The organism is Desulfobaccales bacterium, assembly GCA_041648175.1.
In the GTDB taxonomy this organism is placed as follows: Bacteria; Desulfobacterota; Desulfobaccia; order Desulfobaccales; family 0-14-0-80-60-11; genus 0-14-0-80-60-11.
Genome location: JBAZPO010000001.1, coordinates 80309 through 94456, shown reverse-complemented (window position 1 = coordinate 94456; position 14148 = coordinate 80309). Strand labels below are relative to the sequence as shown.

Here is a 14148-nt window from a genome sequence, read left to right as displayed (position 1 = left end):
TAGGCCTCTTCGTTGCGAGAAGGTTAGGAATACGTTACAGAACACAACATTGGCGCGGCTCTGGCCAAGCTAAAAAATACACCAATTAATCTAATAAGTTATAAGTCATGAAAGGCGGGGTTAAGAGCGTTTTCGGACCTGTTGACAAATTCCTGAATTTTTTAAAAACTCGCGCTTTCTGGTTTTTTCAGGGTTTTTCATAGGGAGGAAGAATTATCCTGGACAGAAATCGCTAACCCCTTGGTTCTATTAAAAAACGGTTAAGAAGTCATTGATCGGGTTTTTTCTGGGAGAAAGTGAAGCATCCAACTGAGTCCCAGGTTAGGCCTCCTCGGCCACCGTTGCCTTGACAAATCTTATGGAGGGGGTATCATGGGCTCAGATTTTTCTGAAATTCTTTCTTGAGGTCCGTAATGATCAATTATGTCGCTTACCGCAAGTTCGCCACCCTGAAAAACGGCAAACGGGTAATGTTCCGGTTCCTCAATGATCAAGACCGGGACGGCCTGGTACAGATGTTCCAGGAGGCCCCGGAGGAAGATACCCGGTTCCTGAAGCAAGACGTCAAGGATCTCGCCCTCGTCAACGCCTGGGTTGACCGGCTCAATTACCGGAAGGTATTGCCCCTGTTAGCAATTGACCTGGAAAACAACCGTATCATTGCGGACGCCACTCTGCACCGGGGCAAGCATGCCGCCAAGCATATCGGCGAGATTCGCATCTTCGTATGCCGCGCCTTTCGGAACCTGGGGTTAGGGTCACTGATGCTCGAAGAGATCCTCAATCTGGCCTTGCAAGAAAACCTCATGTGGATGAGAGCCGAGATTCTGGCGGAGCACAAAAAGGTGGTCAAGGCCTTTAGAGCCAAGGGGTTCGAGCAAAAGGCCATCCTGGACGATTATTTTCTACGCAAAGACGGGGTGACTCACGATGTGGTCTTGATGATGCGTCCGGTGGTGAAGCGAGACGACGCGGAATTCTAGCTGCAACGGCGCGACAGGGGAGGGCAGGGGAGAGGTGCAACTACTCTCCTGCCCTCCTGGCATTTTCTGGGGAGGCGGGATTATGGGCGAAGGAGCATCAGGGTTAACCATCTTTCTTCAGGAACCGCCCGCCTGGGCGGCAAGCGCCCGGCTGGGGTTCTTGAATCATTCGGCCAGCGTCGGTCTTGACCTGACCAGCGCCCGGGAACTGGTGGCCCGCCGTTTTCCCGGCCGGCTCAAAGTCTTATTCAGCCCGCAGCATGGCCTCCTGGGGGAAAAGCAGGACAACATGATTGCGTCCGCCGATTTTGCCGACCCGGTCCTCCAACTACCCGTGGTAAGTCTTTATGGGCCTCGCATGGAGCCGCCGGCCGATGCCCTGGCGCTGGTGGACGTGATCCTGGTGGACCTTGTGGACGTGGGCACCCGGGTGTACACCTTTGCCGCCACCCTGGCCAAGGTGATGGATACCGCGGCGCCCCTCGGCAAAAAAGTGGTAGTGCTGGACCGGCCCAACCCCATCGGCGGGGTCCAGGTGGAGGGCAATCTGCTGCGGCCCGAGTGGGCCTCTTTCGTGGGGCCATACCCTCTGCCCATGCGCCACGGGTTCAGTCTGGGGGAATTGGCCCGCTTCTATAATGTCACCCAGAAAATCGGCTGCGATCTGGAGGTGATCCCCGCCAGGGGCTGGCGTCGGAACGATTACTATGATGCCACGGGGCTGCCCTGGGTGCTGCCCTCTCCCAATCTGCCCACCCTGGATGGGGCCATCGTCTACCCCGGCCAGGTGCTGCTGGAAGGCACCAATCTCTCGGAAGGCCGGGGCACCACCCGGCCGTTTGAACTGTTCGGCGCGCCTTTTCTGGAACCCGGGCGCATCCTGGCTCATCTACAGGGCATTGAGTTACCTGGGGTGATCCTCCGGACGGCCTGTTTTGAGCCCACCTTCCATAAATGGGCCGGGGAACTCTGCCGGGGGTTTCAGCTCCACGTCACCGACCGGAGGACCTTCAAGCCCTACTATACCACCCTGGTTTTGCTGGCCGCGATCCGGCAACTCTACCCCGAGCAGTTCGCCTGGCGTCAGCCACCCTACGAATACGAAACGGTGCGCCTGCCTTTCGACCTGCTCACCGGGGATAGCGCCATCCGGATCGGGATGGAAAATGGCCTAAGTGTGGCGGACCTGGAGACCGCCTGGCAGGATGACCTGGATCAGTTTATGGAGGTGCGGCGGGAGTTTTTGCTTTACGAGGACTTATAGGGCGGCCCGTGGCCGCCGTTAACGGCGGCTACTTAGCCCTTCTGGCCTGCGACCTGTGGGCCTCCACGTAAGCCTTGAGAACCGCTTGCATCCGCGAAATGTGGCCTTTGCCCTGTGATTTGAAAAAGGAGATGATCTCTTGTTCAAGACGAAGGTGGACGGATTGCTTGGCTTGCGGCAACACCAGTTTTGCCTGGGTCCAGTCGGGTGAAATGCCGCGCTCGTCCTCATCCTCGGCAACGAGCCGTTCCAATTCTGCATCCGTTATGGCATCGACCCGACTCAAATCGGTGCGGCTTTCCGCCCGCTTGACCTTAAGCTCTGTTGCCGTATAGCTCTTGATATTTTTGTCTTTCTTCATGACGCGCCCTCCGAAAGGAATTTTTATCCAGGTTGCGGCCCGGTAGGGGCATAAAGCGGTTTGAGGTTGATCTCCTTGGCCGATTTCCTGACCTGGGCAAGGTCATACTGCACCTGAAGCTGCAACCAACTCTCAGGACTGCGGCCAAATACCTGCGACAACCTCACGGCCATTTCCGGGGAAATGCCCGCGTGACCGTTCAACAGCATTGAGAGGGTCTTGCGGCTCACCCCAAGTCCTTGCGCGGCCCGGGTAATGGTCAAGCCCAGGGGCTCGAGGCACAAGTCCCGGATAATCTCGCCCGGATGTGGTGGGGTCTTCATAGCCATGACTTGTCACTCCTGCTAAGCCACCTTTGGTGTCAGCCGCTCAACCACAATTTCGGTGGCGCGCTGGCGCACCTGAGCCAGATCATAATTCATTTGCATCCGTAGCCAGGTGTCCGCGGTGCTGCCGAACGCCTTTTCAAAACGGATCGCCATTTCCGGCGTAACCCCACTGCGCCCGGCGACGATGTTATGTAGCTGTTGCCGCGTGATATGGAGAGCCGCCGCGGCTTCCGCAACCGTCAAGCCCAGATCGTCAAGACATTCCTTAACCAGAAGGCCGGGATGAACCGGATTCTTCATCTCCATGGCGTTATCCTTTCTTAATGGTAATCGACAAAATCAATGTCGAAAGCTTCGCCGCCTTCAAACCGGAAAATAATTCGCCAATTGGCGCGGACGGTAATTGAGAGACACCCTTGCAATTCCCCTTTAAGGGGGTGCAAACGAAAAGTCGGAATATCCAAGGCTTGAATTTCTTGCGCAGCGTGCAGGGTGGAAAGAATTAGCCTTATCCTCGCCACCATATCCGGTGGCAACTTGCTACCGTCGTCACGCTGAAACAGTCTTTGCAAGCCTTTGTGTCGGAAGCTCCGAACCATTGAGGTATATTGTAAAATGACAATTTACATTTTACAAGGGCTTTTTTCATATCGAGCGAGGTATCGTTTTGTCTATTGATACTGGTGAGAGTTCGGAGGATGAGTCTGAATGATATCGTTGATTTTTCCCTTGCAGGGGGTTGGGAGGGGAGTTTGAGGGGAGGGCGGGGGACTCTCGTCCCCCGGTCTTCCCCTCAAGGAAACAAACTCCGAATAGCCGCGGCCAGGGTTTCGACGCCGATGAGTTCCAGGCCGGGGAGGTCGCCCAAGTGTTCCTGCTGGCGGCGGGCTAAGAGGGCCCGGGAGAAGCCCAGTTTTTGGCCCTCTTTGAGGCGCAATTCGGGGGCGCTGACGGCCCGGATTTCGCCGGTGAGGCCCACTTCGCCGAAGATGACGGTGTCGGCGGGGACCGGGCGGTCCAGGAAGGAGGAGGCCAGAGCCAGGGCCACCCCCAGGTCCAGGGCGGGCTCGGACAGGCGTACGCCTCCGGCCACGTTGACGAACAGATCCTGGCCGCCCATGGCCAGGCCCACCCGCTTTTCCAGGATGGCCACCAAGAGCGACACCCGGCCCGGGTCCACCCCCATGGTTTGCCGCCGGGGCACGGCCAAAGACGACGGTGAGACCAAGGCCTGGACCTCCACCAGGATGGGGCGGGACCCCTCCAGGCTGGGGACCACCACCGCGCCGGGGACCTCTAAGGAGCGCTCCGCCATAAACAATCCCGAAGGGTTGGTTACTTCCATAAGGCCTGCTTCCTGCATCTCGAAGACCCCCAGTTCGTGGGTGGGGCCGAAGCGGTTTTTAACGGTGCGTAGCAACCGGAAGGGGTGACTCCGGTCCCCCTCGAGGTAGAGCACCGTGTCCACCATATGTTCCAAGACCATGGGGCCGGCGATGGCGCCTTCTTTGGTGACGTGGCCGATGAGAAAGGTGGCGATGCCGTGGAGCTTGGCCTGCTGCACCAGGCGAAAGGCGGTTTCCCGGACCTGGGTTAAGGAGCCAGGGGCTGCGGGCAGGGTGGCGGTGTACAAGGTTTGAACGGAATCCAGGGCCAGAAAGGCGGGCCGAAGCTCTTCCACGATCTTGATGATGTTTTCCAGGCAGGTTTCCGTGGCGACCAGGAGCCCCGGAGATGAGACTCCCAGACGGTCGGCGCGGAGCTTGAGCTGGGTTTCGGACTCTTCCCCGGAGATGTAAAGTCCCTGAAGACCCCCGCGGCAGAGACGATCCAGCACCTGGAGGATCAGAGTGGATTTGCCAATGCCGGGGTCCCCGCCCAAGAGGACCACGGAGCCGTGTACCACGCTGCCCCCTAAAGTGCGGTCGAATTCGGTCAGGCCGCTCACCTGGCGGGTCTCGCGAGGGGCTTTGAGCTTGATCAACGGCTGGGGGGCGCCGCGCCGGGGCGGTAGGTTCACCTCAGAGACGGGGCCGGTGGGGGTCACCTCTTCGGCCATGGAACTCCAGGTCCCGCAATCGGGACAGCGGCCCAGCCATTTGGGGGCCTGGTATCCACAGTTCTGACAGATAAACACGGATTTGCCGATTCGAGCTGTCATAGACTCCTGCTCTAACCCTTAGGGAAGCTGGCAATGTGGCGCAGTTCCCGAAGCATGAGATAGCCAACGGAGCTTCAGGCTTGAAGGATAATGGTCAAGATACGAGAATTTGTGAATAAAAATAATTTTGGTTAAAATTATAAGCGCTAATTCACCGTGATTCCGTCCGGTGAGGATCCAGGGCCGTCTGTAGCCCTATAGCGCTTGCCATAAGTTTTTTCCTCTAATTCTCCTCTCCCCTTGTGGGAGAGGGTAGGGTGAGGGGTGAATAAGAAAAAACTTTTGGCAATGAGTATAACCCCTTTTTCCAGGAGATTATCTCATCGACACCATCGGCTTTCCTAACCAGTTTACCTCAGCCGAGCTTCCCATGGCAACCAGGATTCTCCGGGAGAACTTGACTGAAGGGCTAGCCTCCCTTTCAGGCAAGCGGTCTCTGATGGTCTTGGGACAGTTAGCCGCGGCCCGGTCGCTTAAGGTCTACCTGGTGGGGGGCTCGGTGCGGGAGCTGGCCTTGGGGCGGGCCGTTCAAGACCTGGATATGGCGGTCTCGGCTCAGACTTTGGAGTTGGCCCAGGACCTGGCCGCGGCACTGGGCGGCACCTATGTCCTATTGGATGAAGGCGAGCACACCGCCCGGGTAGTGTGGGAAGGGGACATCCTGGATCTGGCCGAATTTCGGGCCCCTACCCTTACAGGTGATCTTAAAGGCCGGGATTTTACCCTCAATGCCCTGGCCGTGTCCCTGGACGACATTTTGGGGCAGAGTCCTTTAGAACTCATCGATCCCTGGGGCGGTCTGGAAGACCTGGCCCGGGGCTGGTTGCGCGTGGTGGCCCCGGGAAATTTTCATGACGACCCGCTGCGGCTGCTGCGGGCCTACCGGTTTGCCGCCACCCACGGCTTTCAAATTACCCCGGAGACCACGGACGCCATCCGCCAGTGGGTGCGAGAATTTCCCAGGGTGGCGGGAGAGCGGGTCCACCAAGAATTATTTTCCCTCTTGCAAGCCCCAAAGGCCGTGCCGGTCCTTAAGGCCATGGAGACGGTGGGGCTTTTGGCGCAGGTGTTTCCGGAGCTTTCGGCCATGAAAGGGGTGGAACAGAACGGCTACCATCACCTGGACGTCTACGGCCACTCTTTAGCGACCGCGGCCGGTATGGAGGAGGTGTTGGCGGCCCCGGAGGCCTACTTTGGGGATCTCGCCGGGGAGGTGGTCCGTTATGCCCGGACTCGCCCCAAGGCAGTGCTCTTGAAACTGGCGGCCCTGTTCCATGATGTGGGCAAGCCCGAGGTGCAGGAGCGCCGCGAAAATCCTGACCGTTACACTTTCTATTATCATGAAAAAGTGGGGATAGAGATTTTTGGCCGGGTGGCGGCAAGGTTACGGTGCAGTCAGGCCGAGGTTAAAACGGTGACCACTCTCATCCGGTTGCACATGCGCCCTTTTCTATTGTTACCGGCCTTTCGGGAGCGGGAACTGAGCTTTAGGGCCCTGGGCCGGCTGGTGCGGGCGGCCCGGCCGGAGTTTGCTGGGCTCTTTGCCTTGGCCATGGCTGACAGCCTGGCAGGCCAGGGTCCGCTGAAACCCGCCGATTCCGAGGCGGTGCTGGCTGATCTGGCGGAGGCGGCCTACCAGTTTTTGAAAGAACGCCTGGAACCCCAAGAACTCCTCCCTAAATTGGTCAACGGCCATGATTTGATTAAGTTGGGACTGACGCCGGGCCCCCAGTTCCGGCGACTGCTCACGGCTGTGGAGGAAGCCCAATGGGAAGGGGTAGTCCGGACCCGGGAGGAAGCCTTGGGGCTGATCCAGCGGTTGCTGTGAACCATGATATAATGATTTCAGAAATTATTTTGGATATTTTTTAAAAAAATTATTAGATAATGCTTTATTTTTATATAAAGTTGTATTAACTTTGGTTAGAATTATTATAAATTGAGAGAAATGGAGATTAGATTATGGAGACCATATCTCCGGACTCAGTCAATCGTGAGGGTCAAACCGGCACCCTGATCCGGCTGCGGGGACTTTACCCCTCCCTGAAAACCGCTTTGCGGAAGGTGGCTGACGTGATTCTCAGGCAACCGGAGATGGCCATCTACGCTTCGGTCAACGAGGTGGCGGCGGCCGCGGCGGTCAGCGAAGCTACGGTCATGCGGTTCTGTCGCATCCTGGGCTTTAAAGGTTTTCAGGATTTTAAAATCGCCTTGGCCCGGGAGATGGTCATCCCCTCAACGCGCCATCGTGAAGTGGTGAGTGTTGAAGACGATGCCGCGATCGTGCGCACGGTATTCCAAACCAATGGCGCCGCCTTGCAGGATACCCTGGAGATTCTGGAGATCGAGGCCGTAAACGAAGCGGTCCAACTGCTCCGCAATGCCCGGCAGATCATGGTGATCGGGGTGGGCGGTTCCGGCCCGGCCGTGGCCTACACCGGCAACCGCCTCTTGCTGTTGGGTCTCAAAGCCTATATGTACACCGACTTTTACCTGATGTTGATGGCGGCTTCGCTCCTTACCCGGCAGGATGTGGTGCTGGCGATCTCCAACCTGGGGACCACCCGGGAAATATTAGAGACGGCGGGCATAGCCCTGGAAAGAGAAGCCAGGGTAATTTGTATTACCAACAATTCTCTGGCGCCGCTGGCCCGAATTAGCAACCCGACCCTGATCACGGCCTCTCGGGAAATGACCATACCTGAGGAAGCCGTTGCCTCTCTGGTTTGTCAAATCTCGATCCTTGACGCCCTCTTCGCTTTGATTGCCCAGGCCCAGGGAACCCAATCCCGGCAGACCCTGGACGGCATGGAAAAAGCGATGGTCAAGGTCGGAGTAATGCGCTGAACCTCCAAATAGCCCTTGCTGCTGGCGGTCCCAAAAGTTAAAGTCCTGTAAAAAGGTTAGGCCTTTTCAGGACCAGTCATGTCAACTCAACAACAATTAAAGCAAGACATCGTCTGCATCTGTAGGATGCTGCACCGCAAAAATTACCTCGCCGCTACCGACGGCAATGTCAGTGTTCGTTTAGGAGACCGGCTGCTCACCACCCCCAGCGGGGTCCACAAGGGGCTCATGGAGGCGGATCAGGTGATCACCGTGGATTTTTCGGGCCGGGTGCTGGAAGGGGAGGGAAAGCCCACCTCTGAAATCCGGATGCACTTTTTGGCCTATGAGTTGCGCCCGGATGTTGCAGCCGTGGTGCATGCCCATCTGCCTTACGCCACGGCCTGCACCCTGGCGGGCATCGACCTGCTGGAACCCATCCTCCCTGAGGTGGTGATCACCCTGGGGGGGATTCCCACCGCGCCCTACGCTACGCCCGGCACCGACGAAGTTCCAAACTCCATCCGGGAGTTCATCCCGGACTATGACGCCATCCTTTTATCAAGGCACGGCGCCATGACGGTAGGACGGGACGTGCGAGACGCATACAACAAAATGGAGAAGCTGGAACACACCGCCCGGGTGGTCCTGGCAGCCCGACTTCAAGGACAGTTGCGACCTATACCCGAGGCGGAGGCGGAGAAACTGCGGAAGCTGGGAGAGAAGTATAGGGCAGGGGGGTGAGTTTGTGGAAGTGGTCTACAATTTATAAATATTCAGAACACATTATTTAAAATATGATCAATGATATCAATATATTGATTATCATCCGAGGTTCCCATATAATTCAACTATATTATTGAGTTTTGGGGGGAAGAAGAGGATTTGACTTTTATATTAAGATGGGATTGGCTCGGGTTTCAATATGAATGATGTGCCTGAAATTACAGAACTATTTATTAACGAAATGTTCCAAGCGAATGTTGAGCCCTTATTTCGCCGGAACGTCGATTACACTGATTTGGAAAGATTTTCCTTCACAAAAAAGCAGAATAAACAGGTTGAAGAGATACTTAATAAAAAATTCTCTGTCTTAGGTTTTGATATATACAAATATAGTAAATTTCCTCAAGAAAAACAAATATATATCCCATTAGTTCTACAAAAAGTGTACGAGTATGCCGTGCGGTTGTTGAAAGACAACTTCACTTTTCTTTTCCAAAAGGTGGAAAAGACATACTTTCTGAATGGACTTATTAGTACTGGAGACGGTGGCTTCTTGATTCTGGAAACACCTCTCCACTCTATTATCTTCGGGCTTGTCTTTGAGACAGTATTTAGAATGTTCAATTCATATCGTTTTCTACCGCGGCTTAGGCAGACAGTTGAAGGTGTTACCGTTCGATATGCTATCACATACGATAATGTTTACAGATTTAAAAACAAATACTTTGGATCAGCAATCATCAATAATTCACGTTTGCTCAGCAAAGATAAGCTTAATCGACTATTAATCGATTCTGCCACTTATGAATGGTTTATGAAATCAATTGCTGGTGTAGAAAATTTGCAGACTACAACGCTAAAAGAACTGAAGGGATTATCAAATTTCAAGGATTATGACGATAAATTTTTTGATGAACAAAATGCATTGATACCAGCAGAACATCTACAAAATATTGGATTAAAAAATGAGGGAATAAAATCGGTTGATATTCAAAAAATAGGGGTTACTAAATCGAAAGACACTGACTTGGATGTCTACAACTTGCATATACAGGCTATCATTGAATTTCAGAAAGTGTTTCAGGAAGCCATGATTTTTACGGTAAGTCTTGGAAATCTAAATGCTTCGGGGATTAGTGTTAGTGAAGTGTAATGATCAATTCAGGAAGCTGTGTCCGCCATCCTGAGGGCTGAGGCCGAGTCCCTCCCTCTGGAAGAGGTTTTGCCTGACCTGAACCAGGGGAGCGCCATTCGCGGCTTGCGCTTTAGGGAGGGCCTAACCCAGGAGCAACTTGCCCACTTGCTGGAGGTCAAGCGCACTAATCTCTCCGAGATGGAAAACGGTAAGCGCCCCATCGGCAAAAACATGGCCAAACGCCTGGCTCAGGTCTTGAAGACAGATTACAAGATTTTTCTCTAACCTTTCGGAACTGTAATTGCGAGAAGCAGAACCATTGGTATAGGATCACTTTCATGGAAATAAGATTTTCTCGTCATGCAACAAGAAGAGCAAATTTATATGGAATTTCCAAATCAACCATTATCACTCTTTTGAAGGAAACAGAACTTCGCTCTGGAACTCATGAAATCATTCAAAACGTGAAAGGTTTTAAACATCCGCTCAAAATAGTGGTTTTCGTAGAAAATGATATAATAACGGTAATCACTAGCTATCCTTTGAAGAAAGGACTTGAATCATGAAAATATTCTACGACAACGAGGTTGATGCCTTGTATATGAGGCTCGGAGATGAGACGCCAGAGGGAGTTATAGAAATCGCCGAAGGTGTTAGCATCGATACGACTTCTAACAATAGAATAGTGGGTATAGAAATCCTCAATGCCTCCAAGAAGATCGACCTCAAGACCATACTATCTTACACGCTGGAACTCGATAAGGATTTGCTTACTCAGAAGACCGCATAACTTTTAATTAACCTCCAATACCACCTTTAAAGATTCCTTAGCCTCAGCCACAATCTTAAAGCCCGCCTGGATCTGCTCCAGCGGCAAGGTCTGCGTGATAGTGTCTTTGACGTTGATTTTTTGGGTGGCAATGAGGTTTAGGGCGGTTGCTAAATCCGCGGGCGCGGCGCCGTAGGAGGAGGTTACGGTGAGTTCATTGCGCCAAAAGTCCGGGATGGGGATGGCAATATCCCGATTGGGGATGGCGAAGAGGAGGATAATGCCTTTCTTATCGATGCAACGGAAGGCTTGCTCCACCGCGGCGTAAGCGCCGGTGCAGACGATGACTCTATCCGCTTTCATGTTGATATCTTGAGCGGCATGGATCACCTCATCGGCTCCGAACTCTGCCGCCTTTTTCAGACGATACTCATTGATATCTGTGGCAATGACCCGGGCACCGGTTAACTTGGCCAACTGAATATTCAGGATGCCGGAGATGCCGCAGCCCAGGATCAAAACGGTGTGGTGGGCCCGGATATCAATCAGCCCCAGGCCCCTGACCCCGCAGGCCAGGGGTTCGATCATGGTGCCTTCAAGATAGGAAACCTGATCCGGTAAGATATAGACCCCGTAATCCACATTGATCTTGGGCACCCGGACAAATTCGCTGTAGCCGCCGGGATCATAATTGCCCTGATGCAAGGTATCGCAAGCCGTCTGATTGTCTTCCCGGCAATATTTGCAGTCCTGACAGGGCACGTGATGGCTGACAAAGACGCGCTGGCCGACGCGGTATTTGTCAGATTGGGACAGGGCGATGTCGCCGGCAATCTCGTGGCCGAGAATCCGGGGCGCCTTTTTAATCCGGTACCATTCCATCACATCGGTGCCGCAGATACCGCTGGCGCGGACTTTGACCAAAATCTCCCCGGGGCCGATCTTGGGGATGGGAAGCTGCTCCAGACGAATATCGTTATTGTTGTAGTACTTTGCGACTATCATTTTTGGTTTTCTGCTTTCGGGTAAACAACCTATAATTATCGATAAGGGAACAGGGTACTTTTAACGGTGGGCAGTGGCCACCCTACATTTAAAAATTAGCTTTTATTTATTTTCTTTGGCTTCTTTGAAAATCTCGTGAGCCTGCTTGGGGGAAGCATTGTCATGCACAACGGCCCTTAAGGCCTTGGCCATGGCCGCGGGATGAGCGCTCTGCCAGACATTTCTGCCCAGATTGATCCCCACCGCCCCTTTTTGGATGCCGTCAGAAACGAATTCCAGGACCTCCAAATCGGTCTCACACTTGGGCCCGCCGGCCATAATGACCGGAACCGGACAGCCTTCCACGACCTTATCGAAATGTTCATCACACCAATAGGTCTTTACCACTTTGGCGCCCAGTTCCGCGGCGATGCGGCAGCTCAAAGCCAGATAACGGTATTCCCGTTTATCCAGCTCCCGACCCACGGCGGTTACCGCCATCACCGGGATGCCGTAGCCCTCACACGCATTGACCAGAGTGGCCAGATTTTTGAGGGTTTCCCTTTCGTATTCGCTGCCGATAAAGATGGAGATGCCCACGGCCGCGGCGTTCAAACGGATGATTTCTTCAATGGAGGTGGTGAGTTCCTCATTGGCCAAATCCTTGCCTACCATGCTCGTACATCCGGAGACCCGCAGCACAATAGGTTTGCTGCCTGCAGGAGCTATGGCAGAACGCAAAACCCCGCGGGTGCAGAAGATCGCATCCACATAAGGGAGAAGAGGTTTTATGGTCTCCCCCGGCTTCTCCAGACGCCGGGTCGGCCCTTGAAAATAACCATGGTCAATGGGCATAAAAAAACATTTGCCATTGGGCATCAGTTGGCCTAAACGATTCTCCATTCCCCAATCCATACGTAGATCTCCTATGCCTTGAGCATCATTCCTATCATTTTAAGCCGGTCGAACAATTAAATACCCTTGATTGATCAACCAATGGTGGAATTGGTACGTGGTATAGCGACAGTTGGTCTTGCAGGTCTGTCTGATCTGTTCATAACCTTCGGAATCCGGTGCTTGACCGTCTAAATCCACCTGCACCGGACAGCGCACATCCTTACAAAATTCCCGGCGTTGATAATCAATATAACCCGCCATTGACATCTGTTCCCCCGTTCCCCCTGACGCTGCTCTTATCTGCCCCCCCGCGGCAGGTTGCGGATGCGGTCGATTTCAACCTGTTCCAGTTCGAGGAATTCATCCCGGGGGTAGTCATTGCGGATGGCCCGGGTGACCCGGTGGATTGAGATCATCAGGGGCGCCGAATACATGTTTTCCCAGGTGATGTGCACGGTATCGGTTTCCGGTTCAAGGTGGACACCTCGCCAGGTTCCGAAGACCGCGTCGAACTCCAGTTCGTAGAGTTCATCCCAGGCCAGCTTCAGGAGTTCTGCCACCTCGGCTTCTTCAAGCCGGCAATCGCAATAATAGAGGGAGTAGTCTTTCATTTAGGTTCCTGCTTTGAACAGTTCAAGGTTTATAGCGCTTGCCAAAAGTTCCTTCCTTTTATCCCCTCTCCCCTCTGAGGGGAGAGGGTTAGGGTGAGGGGTGTGGAGGAAAAAACTTTTGGCAATGAGTATAAGGTTCAAGGTTCGGTTAAAAAAGAATACGGACCACACACCATGATAAAAAGCCATCGACTTCTCATAACTTAAGAATGGGCCGAAGGCCCATGAGTGACCGCTTCAAAAGGATTGTCATATAGGCCCCGGCACTAGGCGGCGGCCCCGAAAACCGGTGGCTCACCGGTTTCCTCGGCTAATTTTCAGACTCAAGGTTGACCTCAGTTTATAAATCTTGGGCAGGGGAAGCAAGAGGCCAGCCCGAAAAAAACCGGGGCGCCGCCAGGCGACGCCCCGGGATAGGGTTATGTTAGCCTATTTCTTCTTCTTTTCTTGGAAATACTTGCAATCGGTGGGTGCGACAAAGGCGCCCGGGCGGGCTTCCTTGAAAACACCCAGCAGGAAAGGATATTCAATGGCCCGGCAGTGACCGTATAACACCTTGGACATCTGCGGGTCGTAAGTGTATTTGATGTTCTTGCAATCGTCACAGAGAATCGCCATATTGAGGATTCCTCCTATCTTCCGTAGTTGCGCAGCAACTACCAGGATTTCCCGAATTTGCGCTGGGCCGTGATGCGTTTCCAGCAACTACCTTCCAGGTCTTCCGGGGTGAGCTGGGTGCAGGCGACGAGCTTGCCCCGAGCCGATACAGTAAGATTCTTGGGCTTGCCCAAGAAGGTGACATTGGCAAAGGGCGGGGCCGAGGTCTTGCCTTCCCCGGACAGGGGCTTCAGGTCTTCGGTCTCGACGTAGCCCGGCAGAATATACTCCGTGCCCTTCGCCTTTTCCGGATCCACGACCCGTTGGCCGTTTTCCCACTCGGCATAATAGAGTTCATCACAGCCGCCGCATTTGAAGTTGCCTTTGTATTCCCAGTAGCTGTAGGGATCCAGGAAATTCCGGGACTTGCATTTCGGACAATCATACATCAACGATATTTTGAATTCAGTCATATCGAGTCAATCCTCCCGTTATGGATAAAGGT

The 14148-nt window shown here is 53.8% G+C and carries 19 protein-coding genes; 9 read left to right on the top strand and 10 right to left on the bottom strand.

Going from position 1 to position 14148, the window contains the following annotated elements; genetic code table 11:
• Positions 1 to 413 precede the first annotated feature (413 nt).
• Both WC600_00450 and WC600_00445 read left to right on the top strand, forming a co-directional pair.
• Positions 414 to 983 (top strand): GNAT family N-acetyltransferase, encoded by a 570-nt coding sequence (locus tag WC600_00450; protein MFA4901192.1) that lies wholly within the window; start codon positions 414 to 416, stop codon positions 981 to 983.
• Positions 984 to 1065: 82 nt separating this feature from the next.
• Positions 1066 to 2247: a DUF1343 domain-containing protein gene (locus WC600_00445; protein MFA4901191.1), complete on the top strand. Its 1182-nt coding sequence runs from the start codon at positions 1066 to 1068 to the stop codon at positions 2245 to 2247.
• 28 nt (positions 2248 to 2275) lie between these two features.
• Here WC600_00445 and WC600_00440 read toward each other — a convergent pair whose 3' ends face one another.
• From WC600_00440 to radA, 5 genes are all read right to left on the bottom strand, one after another.
• The gene (locus tag WC600_00440) at positions 2276 to 2608 is read right to left on the bottom strand and encodes a BrnA antitoxin family protein (GenBank protein ID MFA4901190.1); all 333 of its coding nucleotides are present in this window, start codon (positions 2606 to 2608) and stop codon (positions 2276 to 2278) included.
• 23 nt (positions 2609 to 2631) lie between these two features.
• Complete coding sequence (locus WC600_00435; protein MFA4901189.1) at positions 2632 to 2937, bottom strand: HigA family addiction module antitoxin; 306 nt, start codon at positions 2935 to 2937, stop codon at positions 2632 to 2634.
• 15 nt (positions 2938 to 2952) lie between these two features.
• On the bottom strand, positions 2953 to 3243 hold the full coding sequence (locus WC600_00430; protein ID MFA4901188.1) for a HigA family addiction module antitoxin: 291 nt from the start codon (positions 3241 to 3243) through the stop codon (positions 2953 to 2955).
• 14 nt (positions 3244 to 3257) lie between these two features.
• On the bottom strand, positions 3258 to 3536 hold the full coding sequence (locus WC600_00425) for a type II toxin-antitoxin system RelE/ParE family toxin (protein MFA4901187.1): 279 nt from the start codon (positions 3534 to 3536) through the stop codon (positions 3258 to 3260).
• 194 nt (positions 3537 to 3730) lie between these two features.
• On the bottom strand, positions 3731 to 5098 hold the full coding sequence (gene radA / locus WC600_00420; GenBank protein ID MFA4901186.1) for a DNA repair protein RadA: 1368 nt from the start codon (positions 5096 to 5098) through the stop codon (positions 3731 to 3733).
• A 370-nt stretch (positions 5099 to 5468) separates the two neighbouring features.
• On the opposite strand from radA, the gene WC600_00415 reads away from it, so the two are divergent.
• The 7 genes from WC600_00415 to WC600_00385 all read left to right on the top strand — a co-directional run bounded on the left by WC600_00415 (position 5469) and on the right by WC600_00385 (position 10575).
• Entirely contained in the window at positions 5469 to 6926 is a 1458-nt protein-coding gene (locus WC600_00415; protein MFA4901185.1) for an HD domain-containing protein, read from the top strand.
• Positions 6927 to 7060: 134 nt separating this feature from the next.
• On the top strand, positions 7061 to 7945 hold the full coding sequence (locus WC600_00410) for a MurR/RpiR family transcriptional regulator (GenBank protein MFA4901184.1): 885 nt from the start codon (positions 7061 to 7063) through the stop codon (positions 7943 to 7945).
• 78 nt (positions 7946 to 8023) lie between these two features.
• Positions 8024 to 8668, top strand: coding sequence for a class II aldolase/adducin family protein (locus WC600_00405; GenBank protein MFA4901183.1), 645 nt, complete (start codon positions 8024 to 8026; stop codon positions 8666 to 8668).
• 181 nt (positions 8669 to 8849) lie between these two features.
• A complete protein-coding gene (locus WC600_00400; protein MFA4901182.1) occupies positions 8850 to 9803 on the top strand; it encodes a hypothetical protein in 954 nt (317 codons plus the stop codon).
• 18 nt (positions 9804 to 9821) lie between these two features.
• Positions 9822 to 10070 (top strand): helix-turn-helix transcriptional regulator, encoded by a 249-nt coding sequence (locus tag WC600_00395; protein ID MFA4901181.1) that lies wholly within the window; start codon positions 9822 to 9824, stop codon positions 10068 to 10070.
• A gap of 53 nt (positions 10071 to 10123) precedes the next feature.
• Complete coding sequence (locus WC600_00390; GenBank protein ID MFA4901180.1) at positions 10124 to 10351, top strand: hypothetical protein; 228 nt, start codon at positions 10124 to 10126, stop codon at positions 10349 to 10351.
• Positions 10348 to 10575, top strand: a complete 228-nt coding sequence (locus WC600_00385) for a DUF2283 domain-containing protein (protein ID MFA4901179.1) — start codon at positions 10348 to 10350, stop codon at positions 10573 to 10575. Before WC600_00390 ends, WC600_00385 begins: the two co-directional genes overlap by 4 nt.
• A 3-nt stretch (positions 10576 to 10578) precedes the next feature.
• On the opposite strand, the gene WC600_00380 is transcribed toward WC600_00385, so the two are convergent.
• The 5 genes from WC600_00380 to WC600_00360 all read right to left on the bottom strand — a co-directional run bounded on the left by WC600_00380 (position 10579) and on the right by WC600_00360 (position 14116).
• A complete protein-coding gene (locus tag WC600_00380; protein ID MFA4901178.1) occupies positions 10579 to 11559 on the bottom strand; it encodes an alcohol dehydrogenase catalytic domain-containing protein in 981 nt (326 codons plus the stop codon).
• Positions 11560 to 11661: 102 nt separating this feature from the next.
• A complete protein-coding gene (lsrF, locus tag WC600_00375; protein ID MFA4901177.1) occupies positions 11662 to 12453 on the bottom strand; it encodes a 3-hydroxy-5-phosphonooxypentane-2,4-dione thiolase in 792 nt (263 codons plus the stop codon).
• A gap of 278 nt (positions 12454 to 12731) precedes the next feature.
• Positions 12732 to 13046: a hypothetical protein gene (locus tag WC600_00370; protein ID MFA4901176.1), complete on the bottom strand. Its 315-nt coding sequence runs from the start codon at positions 13044 to 13046 to the stop codon at positions 12732 to 12734.
• Between the two features lie 429 nt (positions 13047 to 13475).
• Positions 13476 to 13664 (bottom strand): hypothetical protein, encoded by a 189-nt coding sequence (locus WC600_00365; protein MFA4901175.1) that lies wholly within the window; start codon positions 13662 to 13664, stop codon positions 13476 to 13478.
• Positions 13665 to 13702: 38 nt separating this feature from the next.
• Entirely contained in the window at positions 13703 to 14116 is a 414-nt protein-coding gene (locus WC600_00360; GenBank protein ID MFA4901174.1) for a hypothetical protein, read from the bottom strand.
• Positions 14117 to 14148: the final 32 nt, after the last annotated feature.